Consider the following 14,821-nt stretch of genomic DNA (forward strand, 5'->3'; position numbering starts at 1 on the left):
GTGGTGGAGTGGGCCATCATCAGGAAGCCGACGGTCTCGAGGCCGAGTTCGCGCGCCAGGCCGAAGTGCTGGATCGAGACGTCGGCCTCGGTGCAGTGCGTCGCGATGCGGCAGATGGACGCGCCGTTGTCCTGGGCGATCTTGATGTCTTCCTTGACGCCGACACCCGGCAGCATCAGGAAGGCGATGCGCGCCCGCTTGGCCGATTCGGCGGCGGCCTTGATGAGTTCCTGTTCCGGTGTTCTGGCGAACCCGTAGTTGAACGAGGAACCACCCAGGCCGTCACCGTGGGTGACTTCGATGACCGGCACTCCGGCGCCGTCGAGGGCGGTGACGATGTCGCGCACCTCGGTCGTGGTGAACTGATGGCGCTTGTGGTGGGATCCGTCGCGTAGCGAGGTATCGGTGACGCGGATGTCGAGATCAGCTGAGTAGACCATGGTTTCGAATCTCCTTACACCCGAGCCGAGATGATCTGGTCGGCCAGCACGTCACCCACGCGGGTGGCGGCGGCGGTCATGATGTCGAGGTTGCCCGCGTACGGTGGCAGGAAATCGCCGGCGCCTTCGACCTCGACGAAGATCGACACCTTGGCCATGCCACCGGAGATCACCGACGGCTCGTCGAACTGTGGATCGTTGAGCAGCCGGTAGCCGGGCACGTATTCCTGGATCGACTTCTCCATGCGGAAGATGCTCTCGGCGATGGCATCCCGATCGGCGTCCTCGGGGATGGCGCAGAAGATGGTGTCGCGCATGATCATCGGCGGCTCGGCCGGGTTCAAGATGATGATGGCCTTGCCGCGCTGCGCGCCGCCGATGGTCTCGACACCTTTGGAGGTGGTCTTGGTGAACTCGTCGATGTTGGCACGGGTTCCGGGACCGGCCGAGACCGAGGACACCGATGCCACGATCTCGGCGTAGGCGACCGGCACGACCCGCGACACGGCCGCGACCATCGGGATGGTGGCCTGGCCGCCACAGGTGATCATGTTGACGTTCATGGCATCGCGCAGCGAGTCCAGGTTCACCGGGGGAATCACGGCGGGTCCGACCGCGGCGGGGGTGAGGTCGACGGCGCGGATACCGGCGGCTTCGTATTTCGGCGCGTACGCGCGGTGCACGTAGGCGGAGGTGGCCTCGAACAGCAGATCCGGCTTCTCGTCGAGAGCCAGCAGCCAGTCCGCGCCCTCGGCGGAGGTTTCCAACCCCAGCCCGCGCGCCCGCTTCAGCCCCTCCGAATCCGGGTCGATGCCGATCATCCAGCGTGGCTCGATCTTGTCCGAGCGCAGCAGTTTGTAGAGCAGATCGGTGCTGATATTGCCGGATCCGACGATCGCGGCGGTGACTGTCCCGTTGGACACGTCGTGCCTCCTTGGCTAGGCGAAAGACAAACGGACGGAACCGAGTCCGGTGAACGTGGCGAGGAAGTCGTCGCCCGGACGGGCGTCGATGGCGCGAGTGCAGGAACCGGGCAGCACGATGTCCCCGGCTTTCAGGCGCACGCCGAAACCGGCGACCTTGCGAGCCAGCCAGGCCACCGCGATCACCGGATCGCCGAGCACCGCGTCGCTGCGGCCCTCGGCGATGACCTCGCCGTTACGGGTCAGCACGGCGTCGATGGCGGCGATGTCGATATCGCCGGGTGCGACGCGCTCCTTGCCGAGGACATACCCGGCGGAGGAAGCATTGTCGGAGATTGTGTCGCACAGACCGATCCGCCAGTCGGTGATGCGCGAGTCGATCAGCTCGATCGAGGGCGCGTAAGCGACGGTCGCGGCCAGTACATCGGCCTCGGTGCAGTCCTCGCCGGGCAGGTCGGCGCCGAGCACGAACCCGACCTCGACCTCCACGCGCGGCAGCAGGTACTTCGAGGTGTCGACCGGGACGTCCTCGAAGACCTCCATCTCGGCGAGCAGATGACCGTAGTCGGGCTCGTCGACGCCCATCATCTCCTGCATCGCCTTCGACGACAGCCCCACCTTGTGGCCGACGATCGTCGCGCCGTCGTCCAGCCTGCGCCGGATATTGAGCAACTGGATCTCGTAGGCGTCCACCACATCGATCGACGGATAGCGGTCGGCGATGGGGGACACCGCCACTCGATCCAGCTCCGCTCGCGCCAATTCGGCGGCGAGCTCGGCGCGCGCGCTGGTTGTCAGCATCCTGGTTCCCTCTTCTCCTCTGGTGATGCGCTCCCATGCTCGTCGGCGACCGGGGGGACGACCTCGGGTGTTCCCGCTGGATGGGCAGGAAATTGCGCGATCCGGCCGGGGATCATCGCGCACGCGGCGACCAGCACCAGCGTCATGGCCGCGATGGTCGCGAACACCAGATGCACGGCGGCCGAGAGCGTCTGCGGTGCGGGCGCGCCCGCACCGGCCAGGCGCGCGTTGACGATCGCGCCGAACACCGCGACCCCCACCGCGCTGCCCAGCGACCGCGCGAACATGGTGGCCGAGGTGACGACGCCGCGATCGGACCACGGCGCGCTGGTCTGCGCCGCGATGAGTGTCGGCGTGGCCACCAGACCCATGCCCGCGCCGACCACGAAACACGAGACGCCGACCTGCCACAGCGGCGACTGCTCGTCGAGCAGCAGCATGGTGGCCGTGCCGAGCGCCGCGACGAGACTGCCCAGCACCGCGCACGTGCGGAACCCGAAGCGCAGGTACACCTTTCCGGCCCGTGCGGCGGCCAGCGGCCAGCCCAGGGTGAGGCCGCCGGTGACGAGCCCGGCGACCAGCGCGCTGGTGCCGAGCACACCCTGATTGAACATCGGCACATAGGTCGTGAAGCCGAACAGCAGGGCGCCACCGAGCATGGCGGCGAGACTGCTCGCCACCACCACCCGCCGGGTGAACACCCACAGCGGCAGAATCGGGTGCTCGGCCCGGGATTCGACGGCGACGAACAGCGCGAGCGACAGGGCGGCGAGCCCGAACACGCCGAGCCCGGTCGGCGATCCCCACGCCCAGGCGCGACCGCCCTCGAGCAAACCCAGAACCAGCGCGCCCGCCCCGAGGGTCAGCAGCACCGCCCCCGCGTAGTCGACGCTGCGGCGATGGCGTGGCACCGTCTCGTGGAAGTTGCGCACCAGCATCCAGGCGGCCAGCGCGGCCAGCGGCAGATTGACCAGGAAGATCCACCGCCAGCCGAGGTAGTCGGCACAGATGCCGCCCAGCAGCGGGCCGGTCACCGAAGCCACCGCCCACACCCCGGCCAGATAGCCCTGCACGGTGGCCCGTTCGGCGAGGGTGTAGAGATCACTGGCGATGACCATGGTCGTCGGCTGGATGGCACCGGCGCCGATGCCCTGTACCGCGCGGAACACGATGAGCGCGAGCATGCTGGTCGCCACCCCGCACAGCAGTGAGCCGAGCGCGAACACCGCGACGCCGAACAGCATCACCGGCTTGCGGCCGAAGGTGTCGGCGAGCGCGCCGTAGATCGGCACGGTGACCGCCTGGGTGAGCAGGTAACTCGTGAACAGCCACGGGAACAGCGCGAAGTCGCCGAGACTGTCGGTGATCGAGAGCACGGCGGTCGCCAGGATCGTCGAATCGAGCGCGACCAGACCGGTGGCGAGCATGAGCGAGGCGAGCACGGGGCCGCGCTCCGAGCCGAACCCGACCTCGGAGCGCGCGGTATCGGTTGCCACAGGGCACCTCTCGGGTCAGAAGCGGATGCGCACCGAATCGGTGGTCGGGCGGGCCTGGCAGGCCAGCGTGTAGCCCGCGTCGATGTCCTCCTGATCGAGGATCGCGCTGGGGCCCATGCTCACCGCGCCGTCGACGACGGTGCAGGCGCACGAACCGCATTCGCCCTCGCGACAGGAGTACGGCACGTCGAGACCGTCGGCCAGCATCACGTCGACCAGGGTGCGCGATCGTGGCCAGCGCAGGGCGTGTACGGCGCCGTCGAGTTCCACCTCGACCTGCGCGGCGTCGCCCGCCTCCTCGTCCGCGATCGGCGCGGGCTCGGCGAACGGATCGCCCGACAGCGAGACGAACACCTCGGTGGTGATCCGCTCACGCGGCCACCCCGCGCCGGTCAGCGCCTCGGTCACCGCCGCCATGAACGGGCCCGGCCCGCACACGAACGACTCGTAGGACGCGTACGGCGCGGCGAACGCCGCCAGCTGGGCGGCCGTGGGCAGGCCCTGCACCGCTTCGAGCCAGTGCACCACGTGCACCCGGCCCGGATGGCGCGCCACCAGCTCGCGCAGCGCCTCGGCGAAGATCACCGACTCCTGCCCACGATTGGCGTAGAACAGCACCACTCGGCCCGTGCCGCGCACCAGCGCCGAGCGCAGGATCGACATCACCGGAGTGATGCCGCTGCCCGCCGCCCACAGCAGCAGATCGGTGTCGAGGGAGGCCGGGGTGAAGGTGCCCTGCGGCGGCAGCACGTCCAGGGTGTCGCCGACGGAGACGTTGTCGCACAACCAGTTCGAGCCGTAGCCGTCGGCGGTGCGCTTGACGGTCACCCGTGGCGGCTCGCCGGTGAACGGTGAGCTCGCCAGGGAGTAGCACCGGGCGACCGGCTCGGGCCGGTCACTCGGGATGCGCAGGGTCAGGAACTGACCCGGCCGGTAGGCGAACCGGTCGGCGGCGTCGTCGGGAACCTCGAACACGAGCGAGCGCGCGTCCGCGGTTTCCTCGATCACCGCCGCCACGCGCAGCGTCACCACCCGCGCGCCACGCGCAACGTCGACAGTCGCCCTCGTCACTGGTGTCCTCCTCGATCACAGAGCCGGTCTTGCGTGGCCACCGTCGCAGCTCACGCGCGCCGCGCTGCCCACCGATCCCGGTGGCCGGGAGATCGCCGCGCACTGTCCGCTGATCGGGAAGACCGGGGTCTGCGGTCGCGGCGGCGACCCTAGCGTCGGGCTCGTGGACACTCGATCTCCCGGGGGCGCCCGATGAACCGCATGCAGCACACCGTCGCGCTGGTGACCGGCGCGGCCGGGGGAATGGGCCGCGCCCATTGCCGTCGGTTGGCCGAGGAAGGCGCCGACATCATCGCCGTCGACATCGAGGCCGCCGCGGCGGGACTCGCGCAGACGGCGGCCGAGGTCGTGGACATCGGCCGCCTGTGCGTCACCGCCGCGGCCGACGTCCGCGACCAGGCCGCCCTGGACGTGGCGGTCGCCGACGGCGTGGCCGCGCTGGGCCGCCTCGACGTGATCGTCGCCAACGCCGGCATCTACAGCGACCTCGGCCTGTCCTGGGAACTGTCCGACGAGGCCTGGCAGCGCACCATCGACATCAACCTCACCGGCATGTGGCACACCGTGCGGGCCGGTGTCCCGGCACTGAGCGACGGCGGTTCGATCGTCATCGTCAGCTCCACCAACGGCATCACCGGCGCGGCCACCGCCTCGCACTACTCGGCGAGCAAGCACGCCGTGGTCGGTCTCGCCCGCACCCTGGCCAACGAACTCGGCCCGCGCGGCATCCGGGTCAACACCGTGCACCCCGGTTCGGTGGCGACGCCGATGATCCTCAACGACGCCGTGTACGCCAAGCTGCGCCCCGATCTGGCCCACCCCACCCAGGCCGACGCCGCCGAGGCCCTGGCCCAGCGCACCGTGCTGCCCGTGCCGTGGGTCGATCCGGTCGACATCAGCAATGCCGTGCTCTTCCTCGCATCCGACGAGTCCCGTTACGTGACGGGAACCCAGCTCGTGGTGGATGCCGGACTGACTCAGAAGGTGTGACATGGGACGGGTTTCGGGCAAGATCGCGCTGATCACCGGCGCCGCGCGCGGCATCGGCCGCGCCCAGGCCATCCGGCTGGCCGAGGAGGGCGCCGACATCGTCGCCGTCGACATCTGCGGACCGGTCGAGACCGTGGTGTCGCCGGGGGCGACTCCCGACGACCTCGCCGAGACCGTGCGCGCGGTCGAGGCGACGGGCGCCCGCATCGTGGCGGCCACCGTCGACGTGCGCGACGGCGCCGCGCTGCGGACGGCGGTCGACGCCGCCGTCACCGAGCTGGGTGGCCTCGACATCGTCTGCGCCACCGCCGGTATCAGTTCCAGCGCGGGCGCGCTGGAACTGACCGACCAGCAGTGGCAGACGATGATCGACGTCAACCTGACCGGCGTGTGGCAGACCTGCAAGGCCGCCACCCCGCACCTGATCCATCGTGGCGGCGGCGCCATGATCCTGACCAGCTCGATCGCGGGCCTGCGCGGGCTGGTCGGCGTCGCGCACTACACCGCCGCCAAGCACGGCGTGGTCGGCCTGATGCGCTCCCTGGCCAAAGAGCTGGCCCCGCACCATGTCCGGGTGAACTCGGTGCACCCCACCAACGTCGACACCCCGATGATCCAGAACGACATGGTGCGCAAAGTGTTCCGGCCCGACCGCGAGCACCCGACGCGCGAGGAGTTCGCCGAGGCGGCGGTGTCGATGAACATGCTGCCCATCCCGTGGGTCGAGCCCGTCGACATCGCCAACGCGGCGCTGTTCCTGGCCTCGGACGAAGCCCGCTACATCACCGCGGTGACCCTGCCCGTCGACGCGGGCTCGACCCAGCGCTGAGTTGTCCGGTGGTGCGGCCTCGACGGGCCGCGCCACCGCGACGCCGACAGCCGCTGACGCCGTCGGCCCGGACACCATCCGGCTCCGGCCGACATCGCTTCCGGTCGATATCGCCGATCTCAGCTGGTCGGCACGAGATCGGCGAGTCCGGTCATGGACCGGGGGAGCTCGCCGTGGTGGAGCACGCCCAGCCGCTGGGTGGCGCGGGTCAGGGCGACATAGAGCTCGGCCGCGCCGCGGGGACCGTCGGCGAGGATCCGTTCCGGCTCGACGACCAGGACGGCGTCGTACTCCAGACCCTTGGTCTCCGACGCGGTGACCGTGCCCGGCACCCCGGGCGGACCGATCACCACGCTGGTGCCTTCCCGCCCGGACTCCGCGCGAACGAATTCCTCGATGGCCGTGGCGAGTTCGTCCGTATCCACGCGGCGCGACCACGGCTGGACGCCACATGCGCGCACCGACTCCGGCGGCCGCACGTCCGGGGCGAAATCGGCGAGCACCGCCGCGGCGACGGTCATGATCTCGGCGGGGGTGCGGTAGTTGACGGTCAGCGCGCGATAGGCCCAGCGGCCCGGAACGTACGGCTCCAGCATTGATGCCCACGACGTCGCACCCGCCGCCGACCGGCGCTGCGCGAGATCACCCACGATCGTGAAGGATTTGCCGGGGCAGCGGCGCATCAGCACCCGCCACTCCATCTCCGACAATTCCTGCGCTTCGTCGACGACCACGTGCCGGTAGGTCCACTCCCGGTCCGCGGCAGCACGTTCGGCGAGTTCCCTGGTGTCGCGTTCGAGGAAGCGTTCGGCCAGATCCTCGCCGAAGAGCATGTCCTGGGCGAACAGGTGATCCTCGTCGTCCATGTGGTCCTCCCGGCCGACCATGTTCTCGAGCACCCGCGCGGCGTAGGCGGCCTCGGCCCTGGCCTCCCGCTCGGCGGTGTCGTCGACGGGCTGGTGCTTGCCCAGCAGGTCGACGAGCTCGTCGAGCAGCGGCACATCCGAGACGGTCCAGGCGGTGCCCTCGGCGCGATACAGCGCGGCATCGGCGCCCGCCGCCCGCAGCCGATCGTGCGACGAATACAGCTCGGAGAGCAGGGTTTCCGGCGTCAGGATCGGCCACAGGTCGTCGAGCGCGGCGGTGAACGCGGTGTGGTCGGCGAGTTCGGCGACCAGGTCGGCGCGCAGCTGTTCCCACGCCTCGCGGTCGTCGCGGGTGAGCCAGCCCTGCCCGATCCGGCCGATCGCGCGCTCGGTGAGGACGTAGGTGACGATCTCGCGGAACACCGCGCGCGCCTCGTTGTGCGGGCGTCCGCTCGCCCGTGCCTCCTCGCTCGCCCATCGCGCGGTCTCGGCGTCGATCCGCACGGTGACGTCGGCGAGCTCGATCGGCACCGGGTCCGCCGGCAGCCGCTGCCGGTCCGCGATCGCCGCGGCGAGGACGTCGAGGATCCGCAGTGAACCCTTGTGCCGTGCCGCTTCCGGTCCGTCCTCGGCGGTCACGCGCAGTCCCGGTACCAGCTCACCCGCGGTCGTGAAGACCACATTGGTCTCGCCCAGCGACGGCAGCACATGCGAGATGTGCTGCAGGAAGGCCGGGTTGGGCCCGACCACCAGCACGCCCTGGCGTTCCATCCGCTCGCGCTGGGTGTAGAGCAGATAGGCGACGCGGTGCAGCGCCACCACGGTCTTGCCGGTGCCGGGACCGCCCTCGATCACCAGCACGCCGGGATGGTCGAGCCGGATGATCTCGTCCTGCTCGGCCTGGATCGTCGCGACGATGTCGCGCATGCCCTCCCCGCGCGGCGCGTTGACGGCCGCGAGCAGGGCCGCGTCGCCGCGCTCGTCGCCGTCCGGCCTGCCGAGCACCTCGTCGGTGAACTCGGTCACCCGGCGGCCGCGGGTGTGGAACTGGCGGCGCCTGCGCATGTCCTCCGGCGAGGCCGCGGTCGCGACATAGAAGGCGCGGGCGGCGGGCGCGCGCCAGTCGAGCAGCAGCGGCTCGAAGTCGTTCGCCTCGTCGAACAGGCCGATGCGGCCGATGTAGGACGCCTCTCCGGAGAGCGCGTCGAGCCGGCCGAAGCACAGTCCGTTGTCGGCCACGTCCAGGCGCTTGGCCTCCTTGGCCAGCGCGCGGGCCTCGAAATCCCGGTCCATGGCCGACACGCCCGTGCCGCGCAGTGTCGCGCTGTAGCGACCCTTCACCCTGGCGCGTTCGGCGTCGAGCCGCGCGTACAGACCGTCCACGTAGTGCTGCTCGGACCGTAGTTCGTCCTGATACCCCTGAATTGACACCTGCCCTCACTTTCCCGGTTCACCGATCCCGGCGGAGCGCGTCGATCACACCCGTTTCCGCAGCTTCTGGCTACGGCGGACGATTATGCGGCACCACCGGGGCCTTGCGGCAAGGCCCCCTGTGCGCTATATGTTGGATACGGAAGGGGAGTGAGGACTCCTCCCGTCCAGTGCACAGGGGGCCGTGGGCACAGAGCATCGGGATCGGCGATCACGCCGTCCGGTCGGCCTCCTTGCGGGTCAGGAACGCCAGTACCGCCGACTCGAATTCGTCCTTGCGCTCGATCATCGCCCAGTGCCCGCAGTTCGGGAACACGTGCAGTTCGGCGCGCGGGATCGTGCGCATCGGGATCAACGCCATATCCAGCGGGCTCACCCGGTCGTCGCGGCCCCAGGTGATCAGGGTCGGCGCCTGCACCTTGTGCAGCATCGCCCACGGCGGGGGCGCGTCCGAGGCCTCCATCGCCCGCACCATCATCGCGAACGCGGCCTTGCTGTACATCCGGCGCGCGCTGTCGAGCGTGGCCGGGTCGGTGGCCTGGGTCCAGCGCTCCTCGATGAGCTCGTCGGTGACCATGGCCGGGTCGTAGACCATCGAGTGCAGCCACTGGATCAGCCGCTCGCGGGTGGGCTCCTCGGTGAACTCCTGCAGCAGCTTGATGCCCTCGCCGGGGCCCGGGCTGAACAGGTTGCGCCCGATGCCGCCGATCGTCACCAGCTTGCCGACCCGCTCCGGATGCGCGATCGCGTAGTTGAGCGCGACGCCACCGCCCATCGAATTGCCGATGATGTCGACACTGTCCAGGCCCAGCGCATCGACGAAGCGGACCACCGCGTCGAGCGCGGTGACCATCGGATGCCCGCCGAAGTCGTCGCTCACCCCGAAGCCGGGGAATTCCAGGACCAGGCACCGGAATCGGTCGGCGAACGTGGCGAGATTGCCGCGGTAGTTGCGCCACCCGGTGACCCCGGGGCCCGACCCGTGCAGCAGCAGCAGCGGCGGACCGTCGCCGGCCTGGTGGTAGCGCAGCACGCCCGCGTCGGTGCGGATCTCGCGCAGGGTGGCCTCGTAGCTCAGCTCGGTCATGCGTGCGTGCCCCCGTCGATGCGGATCTCGGTGCCGGTGATGAACGCGCCGTCCTCGGAGACCAGCATCGCGATCACGCCGGCCACCGCGCTCGGATCGCCCATGCCCGCGCCGCCGGATTCCTGATCGGTCGGCAGGGCGGGCGACAGCTTCGAGAACAGCGCCCAATCGGCGTCGGCGGGCACGTAACCCGGTGTGGCGTCGGTGATGCCGGACTTGATGCTGCCCGGCGCGACGCACACCGCGCGCAGGCCCTTGCCGCCGTATTCGAGGGCGATGGCGTGGGTGAAGGACTGGATGCCGCCCTTGCTCGCCGCGTAGGCCGCCATGTAGGGGTGCGCGAAGGCCGCCGAGGTGGAGCTGAAGTTCACGATCGTCGCGCGCGGGTTGGCCAGCAGGGCGGGCAGTGCTTCGCGGACCACCAGGAAGGTGCCGGTGAGATTGACCCGCAGGATCAGCTCCCACAGCTCGAGGGAGGTCTGCTCGGTGTGCGAGGCGCGCAGGATGCCCGCCGCGTTGACCAGCGAGTCCAGCCCACCGAGAGTCTGCACCGACGAGCGCACGCCCTCGATCACCGACTGCTCGTCCCCGATGTCGAGGGTCAGAGTGGTCAGCCGGTCCGCGGTGCCGCGTTCGGTGGCCCGCGCCAGGGTGGCCGCGAGACCGTCGGCCGACACGTCGGCGCCGACCACTCGGGCGCCCTCGTCGAGCAGCCGGAGCACGGTGGCCTGTCCGATGCCGGACGCGGCGCCGGTGACCAGTGTCCGGTGGCCGTCGAGTCTGTTCATGAGTCGTCTCTCCTAGGTGTGGGGGTCAGCCGAGCCGGCCGGGAACCGGCTCGTGCCGCAACTGATCGGTCGCCAATTCGCCCGCGCGAACCGCGTCGTCGATCGAATCGCGCAGTGCCGAGCAGGTGGGGATCCAGCTGCTCGGCTCGCCGAGAGCCGCGCGCCGGGCGAATTCCGGGCAGGCGGACTCGGCGTCGTCGAGCCACTGGACGCTGGTGTGGCTGGGGCTGAACTTCTCGGCCAGCACCTTGTTGCCGCAGCTCGCGCATTCGACGGGATGCATGATGCCCGCCTCAGCGCTCGCCCGCGGCGTGCCGCGCGCCGACGTAGCCGAACACCATCGCGGGACCGATGGTCGCGCCCGCGCCGGCGTAGTCGTTGCCCATCACGGCCGCGGAGGTGTTGCCGGCGGCGTAGAGGCCGGGGATGGGCGAGCCGTCGGCGCGCAACACCTGGGCGTCGGCGTTGTAGACCAGACCGCCCTTGGTGCCGAGGTCGCCGATGCGCACGCGCAGCGCGTAGTACGGGCCCCTGTCCATCACATCGAGCGCCGGCGTCGCCAGCGTCGGGTCACCGTAGTAGTTGTCGTAGGCGCTGTCCCCGCGACCGAAGTCGGCGTCGTGGCCCGCGCGCGCGAATCCGTTGAACCGGTCGACGGTCTCGCGCAGCGTGGTGACGGGAACACCGATCGCGGCGGCCAGGCCGTCGATGTCGGGTGCGCTCTGCACCAGACCGCTCGAGGTCCACGCGGCGGGGAACTTCTGCCCGGGCACGATGCCGCCGATGGGATAGCGGCTCTTGGCCTTCGCGTCGAAGATCAGCCAGGCCGGGTCGTGGCTGCCGCGCAGCTGGGCGTGCACGAACGTGACGTACGGCGAGGCCTCGTTGGTGAAGCGCTTGCCGGAGCTGTCGACGATGATCGAGCGCGGGATCGACCGCTCCGAGACCAGCACCTGATTGATGCCGTCGGGCCGCTGGAACGACGGCATCCACCACGCGTCGTCCATCAGATCGACCGCGGCGCCGACCCGCTCGCCCGCGACGATGCCGTCACCGGTGTTGTCGGTCGAGGCGGCGCTGAAGTTGTCGCGTCCGCCCTCGGGCAGATAGCGCTTGCGCATCGCCTGGTTGTGCTCGAAACCGCCGGTGGCCAGCAGCACTCCGGCGCGCGCCCGGATCCGGATCTCGCGGCCGTCGCGTTCGGCGACGACGCCGAGCACCGCGCCCGACTCGTCGGTGATCAGCGAGCGCAGCGGCGTGTTCAGCCACAGCGGCACGCCGGCGTCGCGCAGGGCCAGCCGCAGCCGCGCGATCAGCGCTCGGCCCAGGGTGTCCGTGTGCCTGCGCAGCAGGATCGCCTTGACCGCCCGCAAGCCGGTCAGCAGCGCGGTCCAGCGCGCCTTCCAGGTGCGGGTCACCATATTGAGCTGGACGAAGTCCTTGGAGGTGATGAACAGCCCGGGCGGGGTCGCCAGCGCCGCCGGGCGCAGCAGATCCTCGTCCTCGCCGAGCTGCTTGAGGTCGACCGGCAGCGGTTCGATGGAGCGGCCCGCGGGACGACCGCCCGGCGCCTCGGGGTGATAGTCGGAATAGCCGGTGCACCACTGGAACCGCAGGTGCGGGCTGGTCTCGAGGAAGGCCAGCATGCGCGGGCCCTCGTCGATGAAGGCGTCGAGGTTGCCGGTGGGCACCCGGTCGCCGACGACGGCGTCGAGGTAGGCGCGCACATCCGCGCGGGAATCGCCGAGACCCTCGCGCAGCAGCGTCGGATTGTTCGGCACCCAGATCCCGCCGCCCGAGAGCGCGGTGCTGCCGCCGTACACCGCGGCCTTCTCGATGACGAGGGTGTCGAGCCCGCGATCGGCGGCCGCGAGCGCGCCGGTCAACCCGCCCGCGCCGCTGCCGACGACGAGGAAGCCGACTTCGTGATCCCAGTGTTGTTCGGTCGCAGTCACTCTCGCCTCGCTCAGCCGACGACCATGTCGTCCTGGGACCAGAACGCGCGCATGCTGGTGATGCGGGCGTCCTCGTCGAAGGTCATGACATCGATCGGATCGAGGGTGAACTTCTGGTCGCCGAACTCGGTGACCACCCGGAAGCTGAACGCGGCGCTGTCGCCCGCGACGCGCACGCTGAACAGTTCCGTCGAGCGCCGCAGCGGCTCGATGGCCTCGTAGAACTTCGTGATCGCGGCGTGGCCGACATGCGGTTCGGAGCCGACCGGATCCTCGACCGTCGCGTCCTCGCGGTAGAGGGCGACGACATCGGCAGCCGTACCGCTGCCGACGGCCTCCACATATTTGCGCACCGTCGCGCGAATGTCGTCCGCTGAAGCCATCGTGTTGCTCCTGAAATGTCGAGAAGTGGGGATCTGTGAACCGAACCACATCCGGTGGCCGGTGGACACGGGTCCCTCCCGGCCAGCGGGAGGGACCCGGGCGGGCCTATTCGCCCAGCATGTGCCGCACGGCGAGGTGGCTGAACAGCATGGACGCGCCGATCGGGTTGCCACCGCCGGGGTAGACCTCACCGCTGACCGCGGCCATGGTGTTGCCCGCCGCGTAGAGGCCGGGGATCGGCGCGCCGTCGCGGCCGAGCACCCGCGCCGCCGAGTCGGTGCGCAGGCCGCCCTTGGTGCCGAGGTCGGAGATGCCGAACGCCGCGGCGTGGTACGGGCCCTTGTCGATGGTCACCAGCGGCGGTTCGCCGCCGGAGAAGGCGCGGTCGTAGGCCTCGTCGCCGCGCCCGAAATCGGGGTCGACGCCGGTGGCGACCATGCCGTTGAACCGTTCCACGGTCGCCTCGAGATTCGCCGCGGGCACACCGATCTTCGCGGCCAGCTCGGCGAGGGTGTCGGCGGTGTGCCACAGGCCCGCGTCGACGTATTTCTGCGTCTCGACCATGGACACGTTGGTAGCCTTGATCGGCGGCACCTCGCCTTCGGTGTCGTCGTAGATCATCCAGAACGGCAGGGTCAGGCCGCGCTCGGTCATCTGCCGGATGACCTCGCGGCCGAGCCGGTCGTAGGGCGCCGACTCGTTGACGAATCGGTTGCCGTCCTGGTCGACGAAGATGCCGCCGGTGAACCACAGCGCGAACGCCGAGCGCCCGTCCGGGTGGGTCAGGCCCGGTGACCACCACGCCTGATCCATGAGATCGGTGTCGGCGCCTGCCGCGATGCCTGCCTGATGCGCCAAGCCCTGATTTCCCCAGGGTCCCATGGTGTCTCGCGCCTCGCCGGGCACGCCGTAGTGCTTGCGCAGCTCGTCGTTCTGCTCGAAACCGCCCGCGGCGAGCACCACGCCGCGGCGCGCGCGGATCGCGACCCGGTCGCCGTCGCGTTCGACGATCGCACCGGTCACCACGCCGTCCTCGACGACCAGCTCCACCAGCGGCGACTCCAGGTAGAGCTTGGCGTGCGGGTAGGTCGACAGCGCGCGCAGCATGCGCCCGATCAGCGCCTGCCCGCCGATCAGCAGCTCCGGCAGCGCGGCGCCGAGCCGGTCGGTATCGAGCGGTCCGCGCAGCGACTCGCGCAGCTCGCCCAGCTCGGCGGCGGGCAGCGGCGTGGGCATGATGTGGCGCTGCCCGTCGAGCCTGGCCTTGGGCGCCTTACCGAAGTAGTCCGGCCACGGCAGCATCTGGAACTCGAAATGGTCGTCGGCTTCGAGGTATTCGATGAGGTCGCGACCCCGCCGCACGTAGGTCTGCTGCAGCTCGTCGGGGGTGCGGTCGCCGACGACGGCCCGGTAGTAGGTGAGCGCGTCGTCGAGGGTGTCGTCGGTGCCCGCGCGCTCCAGCACCGGGTTGCACGGGAACCAGACGCCACCGCCACCCGAATACGCCGTCGTGCCGCCGAACTTGTCGGTCGCCTCGACCACCGCGACGCTGAGCCCTTCGCGGGCGGCGGTGTAGGCGCCGGCCAGGCCACCGCCCGAGCCCGCGACCAGCACGTCCACCTCGTCGTTCCAGTCCACCACTGTTTCCTCCTGGTACCACCTCGTTGTGGCGATGACGGTAGGTCGGGTGACGGCGGTCACGGAGCGGACCATCCCGATCACCGGGAGGCGATCGGGACCCGAACGTGCCGGTCAGCGGG

General features: G+C 70.3%; 13 protein-coding genes and 1 pseudogene. 2 read left to right on the plus strand and 12 right to left on the minus strand.

The window, feature by feature from the left end:
- The 5 genes and pseudogenes from ATM97_RS33750 to ATM97_RS33770 all read right to left on the minus strand — a co-directional run.
- Positions 1 to 440, minus strand: a pseudogene (locus tag ATM97_RS33750) (4-hydroxy-2-oxovalerate aldolase); the annotation flags it as partial.
- Between the two features lie 14 nt (positions 441 to 454).
- On the minus strand, positions 455 to 1,363 hold the full coding sequence (locus ATM97_RS33755; protein ID WP_218722287.1) for an acetaldehyde dehydrogenase (acetylating): 909 nt from the start codon (positions 1,361 to 1,363) through the stop codon (positions 455 to 457).
- 15 nt (positions 1,364 to 1,378) lie between these two features.
- Positions 1,379 to 2,164 carry a 2-keto-4-pentenoate hydratase gene (locus ATM97_RS33760; RefSeq protein WP_218722288.1) on the minus strand — a complete coding sequence of 262 codons (786 nt, stop codon included), beginning with the start codon at positions 2,162 to 2,164 and terminating at the stop codon, positions 1,379 to 1,381.
- Positions 2,158 to 3,660, minus strand: coding sequence for an MDR family MFS transporter (locus ATM97_RS33765; protein ID WP_218722289.1), 1,503 nt, complete (start codon positions 3,658 to 3,660; stop codon positions 2,158 to 2,160). The genes ATM97_RS33760 and ATM97_RS33765 overlap by 7 nt, the downstream gene beginning before the upstream one ends.
- Before the next feature lie 15 nt (positions 3,661 to 3,675).
- Positions 3,676 to 4,731: a ferredoxin--NADP reductase gene (locus tag ATM97_RS33770; RefSeq protein ID WP_218722290.1), complete on the minus strand. Its 1,056-nt coding sequence runs from the start codon at positions 4,729 to 4,731 to the stop codon at positions 3,676 to 3,678.
- A gap of 192 nt (positions 4,732 to 4,923) precedes the next feature.
- Between ATM97_RS33770 and ATM97_RS33775 the strand changes: the two genes are divergently transcribed.
- Both ATM97_RS33775 and ATM97_RS33780 read left to right on the plus strand, forming a co-directional pair.
- Positions 4,924 to 5,721, plus strand: coding sequence for a mycofactocin-coupled SDR family oxidoreductase (locus ATM97_RS33775; RefSeq protein WP_218722291.1), 798 nt, complete (start codon positions 4,924 to 4,926; stop codon positions 5,719 to 5,721).
- 1 nt (position 5,722) lies between these two features.
- Positions 5,723 to 6,550 carry a mycofactocin-coupled SDR family oxidoreductase gene (locus ATM97_RS33780; protein ID WP_218722292.1) on the plus strand — a complete coding sequence of 276 codons (828 nt, stop codon included), beginning with the start codon at positions 5,723 to 5,725 and terminating at the stop codon, positions 6,548 to 6,550.
- 119 nt (positions 6,551 to 6,669) lie between these two features.
- On the opposite strand, the gene helR is transcribed toward ATM97_RS33780, so the two are convergent.
- The 7 genes from helR to ATM97_RS33815 all read right to left on the minus strand — a co-directional run bounded on the left by helR (position 6,670) and on the right by ATM97_RS33815 (position 14,702).
- Positions 6,670 to 8,847: an RNA polymerase recycling motor ATPase HelR gene (gene helR, locus ATM97_RS33785; protein ID WP_218722293.1), complete on the minus strand. Its 2,178-nt coding sequence runs from the start codon at positions 8,845 to 8,847 to the stop codon at positions 6,670 to 6,672.
- Between the two features lie 211 nt (positions 8,848 to 9,058).
- Positions 9,059 to 9,934: an alpha/beta fold hydrolase gene (locus ATM97_RS33790; RefSeq protein ID WP_218722294.1), complete on the minus strand. Its 876-nt coding sequence runs from the start codon at positions 9,932 to 9,934 to the stop codon at positions 9,059 to 9,061.
- Positions 9,931 to 10,722, minus strand: a complete 792-nt coding sequence (locus ATM97_RS33795; RefSeq protein WP_218722295.1) for an SDR family NAD(P)-dependent oxidoreductase — start codon at positions 10,720 to 10,722, stop codon at positions 9,931 to 9,933. Before ATM97_RS33795 ends, ATM97_RS33790 begins: the two co-directional genes overlap by 4 nt.
- Before the next feature lie 25 nt (positions 10,723 to 10,747).
- Positions 10,748 to 11,005, minus strand: a complete 258-nt coding sequence (locus tag ATM97_RS33800) for a hypothetical protein (RefSeq protein ID WP_218722296.1) — start codon at positions 11,003 to 11,005, stop codon at positions 10,748 to 10,750.
- A gap of 10 nt (positions 11,006 to 11,015) precedes the next feature.
- Positions 11,016 to 12,677, minus strand: a complete 1,662-nt coding sequence (locus ATM97_RS33805) for an FAD-binding protein (protein WP_218722297.1) — start codon at positions 12,675 to 12,677, stop codon at positions 11,016 to 11,018.
- 11 nt (positions 12,678 to 12,688) lie between these two features.
- A complete protein-coding gene (locus ATM97_RS33810) occupies positions 12,689 to 13,060 on the minus strand; it encodes a nuclear transport factor 2 family protein (RefSeq protein ID WP_218722298.1) in 372 nt (123 codons plus the stop codon).
- A 106-nt stretch (positions 13,061 to 13,166) separates the two neighbouring features.
- Positions 13,167 to 14,702, minus strand: coding sequence for an FAD-binding protein (locus ATM97_RS33815; RefSeq protein ID WP_308248716.1), 1,536 nt, complete (start codon positions 14,700 to 14,702; stop codon positions 13,167 to 13,169).
- Positions 14,703 to 14,821 lie beyond the last annotated feature (119 nt).

The sequence above is a fragment of the Nocardia sp. MH4 genome (assembly GCF_019266065.1).
GTDB classification, from domain to species: Bacteria; Actinomycetota; Actinomycetes; order Mycobacteriales; family Mycobacteriaceae; genus Nocardia; species Nocardia canadensis.